Here is a 4,029-nt window from a genome sequence, read left to right on the forward strand (position 1 = left end):
CGTTGATTTAGCGCTAATCTCACCATTTGCAAGGAACGTAATTCTACTGTTTTCTTGTGTCCTTACAGCTCTGCCTTGTTCTTCTTGCTTCTTCTCATGACGCGCGACAAAGGCATCGGCTTCCTTGCTCCATAACAAAGAATCCTGTGCTACTCCTTCAGAAACCTCTTTAATCCTTGCATTCACATTCTTGATATTCTCATCAAGACCTGCAAAAGCGGTTCCAACACCTTGAAAGGCACTCTCTGTTACAACTCCATCTTTAGCAATGTAAGATAATTTATACGTTGGCTGTGTAAGAGCTCCATCTTTAAAGGATGCTTCTCCACCTAAAAACTTAGCTACATCCTCACCGATTTTATTAATCTGACCACCCGTGATTGCATCACGTGAACCCTTGGCAATCTGACCATCAGCAACATTATGAAGACCAACAGCTGCCTTATCCTTACCTTTGCCTAAAGTCACACTCGTGTAATCAATGCCGCCATTCTCACCCTCTTTTTTATCGTAATGAACAACAGCCGAGTCATCTGACTGAAGGCTGGTAGAAAGCTTCTCTAAACTTTCATCAAGCTGACCTTTGTTAACAGCTTCATTATTTTGTGTTGCTGCCTTCACACCAGAAAGAGTTCGATCTGCTTTACTACTATTAGCGATATTGATTTCACTGCCTTCTACTTCTTTACCAATAGTGATAAGATTGGTTGCTTGATCTTTCTTAACAAGGCTATCACCTTTCACATTGGCAATCTCATTATTAATCTCTTTGCTGATCTCATTTCTAATATTTGTGAAAGAATTACCAACTCCAGCCAAAGCATCCGCCACATTGCCATAGTCTATCTCTTCAGATTTACCATCATCCTTAACTGTCTTAACCTTAAAACTTGGAGCTTTCCATTGTCCTTGCTCATCATAACCTGCACCTCCACCAAAATAGGTTGCAAGTTGTTCGTTCAGCGAATAAAGCTGTCCACCCGTGACAGCATCCGTTGAATCTTTAGAAACATCACCATCTAAAAGAAACGTAATTTTGCTGTTATCTTGAGTGGCTACAGCTCTGCCTTTTTCTTCTTTGCTCTTTTCATGACGTGCTACAAAGGCATTGGCTTCATCATTCCATAACAAAGCATCACCTTTAACTTGCTGAGTAATATTCGTTATGTTTTTAGTAAGTTCGCTAAACTTATTTGTTACATTATCATTGACATTCTTGATATTGCTATCAAGCTGGCTTTTGTTAACAGCGTCATTATTGTTCTTTGCTTCACCAACACCAGAAATTATCCGATCCCCACCGCTTTCATTTGCAATATTGATTTCTGCGCCACCTACTTTTGCACCAATAGTGAGACGACTCGTTGTCTTATCTTGCTGAACAAAGCTCTCGCTTTCCACTTTGGTAATCACATTATTAACCTGTTCAGTCAATTTATTCTGAACATTCGTGATAGAACTTCCAACACCGGCAAGTGCATCTGCTACATTCTGATAATTCTTGTCAAAAGAAGTACCATCCTCACCAAACTGCTTGATCTTGAAATCCGGTGCTTTCCATTTGCCCTCTTTATCATATCCAGCACCTCCACCAAAATAGGTTGCAAGTTGTTCGTTCAGCGAATAAAGCTGTCCACCCGTTACAGCATCCGTTGATGTAGCGCTAATCTCACCATTTGCAAGGAACGTAACTCTACTGTTTTCTTGTGTCCTGACAGCTTTGCCTTTTTCTTCTTTACTCTTTTCATGACGCGCTACAAAGGCATCGGCTTCCTTGCTCCATAACAAAGAATCCTGTGCTACTCCTTCAGAAACCTCTTTAATCCTTGCATTCACATTCTTGATATTCTCATCAAGACCTGCAAAAGCGGTTCCAACACCTTGAAAGGCACTCTCTGTTACAACTCCATCTTTAGCAATGTAAGATAATTTATACGTTGGCTGTGTAAGAGCTCCATCTTTAAAGGATGCTTCTCCACCTAAAAACTTAGCTACATCCTCACCGATTTTACTAATCTGGCCACCCGTAATTGCATCACGTGAACCCTTGGCAATCTGACCATCGGCAACATTATGAAGACCAACAGCTGCCTTATCCTTACCTTTGCCTAAAGTCACACTCGTATAATCAGTTTCATCACCTGTTTTATCGTAATGAACAACAGCCGAGTCATCTGACTGAAGGCTGGTAGAAAGATCCTTCAAACCTTTATCTAATTGACCTTTGTTAACAGCGTCATTATTGTTCTTTGCTTCACCAACACCAGAAATTATCCGATCCGCACCGCTTTCATTTGCAATATTGATTTCTGTGCCACCTACTTTTGCACCAATAGTGAGACGACTCGTTGTCTTATCTTGCTGAACAAAGCTTTCGCTTTCTACTTTGGTAATCACATTATTAACCTGTTCAGTCAATTTATCCTGAACAGTCGTGAGAGCCGTATTAACACCCTCAAACGCATCCGCTACATTCTGATAACTCTCTCTTTTTTCCTCTCCATCAGTATCGAAAGTTTTAATCTTAAAAGTAGGACCTACTGAGTTTCCATTTCCAAAGTCAGCACCACCACCGAAATAAGATGCAACACTGCTCCCTAGGGTATGAAGCTGAGAACCACTTACAGCTTCGTCTGAATTTTCATTGATTGTCCCGCCAAGTAGACCGGAAAGTTTCCGCCCTCCATTATCCTTATTTAGAATACTGATTTCGGTACCACCTGTTCCCTTACCAATAGTGATAAGGCCCGTTCCTCCATCACGGAGACTGCGCGTCAAAGCCATCTCTGCTACTTGCTTAACAAGAATACTGTCTCTTACTTCATTAATTTCAGTATTTGTTGCCAAAAGTTGGGAACCATTGACCGCTTCGGTCGATTCTGCTGTGAGTGCGCCATTTTGAATGCCTGTTATCTTCTTACTACCAGCGTCAATACCACCCGTTGTTATTTTCGGTCCACCAGAAATCACTAAGCCCGTTGCATCTAAGGTACTGTTTCCTGCAGTTACTTTATTGACTGCAATATCCTTAGCTAGATCAAATTTTATATTATTATTATCTTTGCCTTTGCTAATTTGAAGATTTGTACTTCCAGCGGAAAAATCTACCGCGCTGTCCATGATAACGGCCTTACCATCCTTACCCCCAACAGATAGTTTCCAACCACCATTTCTTACGACACTTTCTAAGTCTTTTAACTGTACAACATTTACTGCATCGGCAGGATCACTACCAGCTGCTACACCTGTAATCTGCCGCGTCATGCCCGTACTTTTATTACCAACACTAACGGCACCCTGCGTACTTTTCCATTGCGTCTCAGTGTTGTGTGCAGGCCCCTGCAACAAAGAAGTGTACCCTGAAACACCTGCAGCCCTATCAGCTATAGCATCACTTCCTATAGCAACACCGGCCCACTTTTCCGCTCTTGCCCTATCACCAATAACGGTGGTAGCAGGAGCGGAGGTTTGCGAACTGTTGCCGATATTAATAACAGCTTCATAATCGTCGCGTCCTGAATGTACCTGTATGTTGTTACCAATAGCAATAATCCCCACGCCATGCGCATTCGGACTGTTTCCTATTTTTATATCATTATTAGTTGCATATGTACTCACTCTCCTTGCTAAACTATTAACGCCAGACAGCAAAATATCATCACTATTATCTCCCTCAACAGGCAGCATCCCCCCTTTTTTAACAAATGTTTTTGGCAATTTTCGCACAGCAATATTATCCGCACTCATGCTTTTATCGTTAACCGCTATTCTTGTAAGCTGTAGCGCTTTCTTATCATCAACATTTCCAACTCGCGCAGAACGGCTACCTTCTGTCAAAACATTTACGATAGGACTCTTATCACTCTTACCAGAAAGGGTTTTGGTTAAAAAATTTGCGTAATCATCAGAATCATTCAAACCAGCAACAGAGAGAAGGCTTTGTGGATAAGATACACCAGCACTTTTTACACCTTCAAGAAATGTGTTTCTAAAATCAGGATTTGCTGAAAAAACAGGCGTAACATTCGA

Annotated in this window: 1 pseudogene; it reads right to left on the reverse strand. The window is 41.4% G+C overall.

Going from position 1 to position 4,029, the window contains the following annotated elements:
* A pseudogene (locus tag ACFINH_RS09215) lies at positions 1–4,029 on the reverse strand (hypothetical protein); the annotation flags it as partial.

The sequence above is a fragment of the Bartonella sp. AA74HLJMH genome, from assembly GCF_042197045.1.
In the GTDB taxonomy this organism is placed as follows: domain Bacteria; phylum Pseudomonadota; class Alphaproteobacteria; order Rhizobiales; family Rhizobiaceae; genus Bartonella.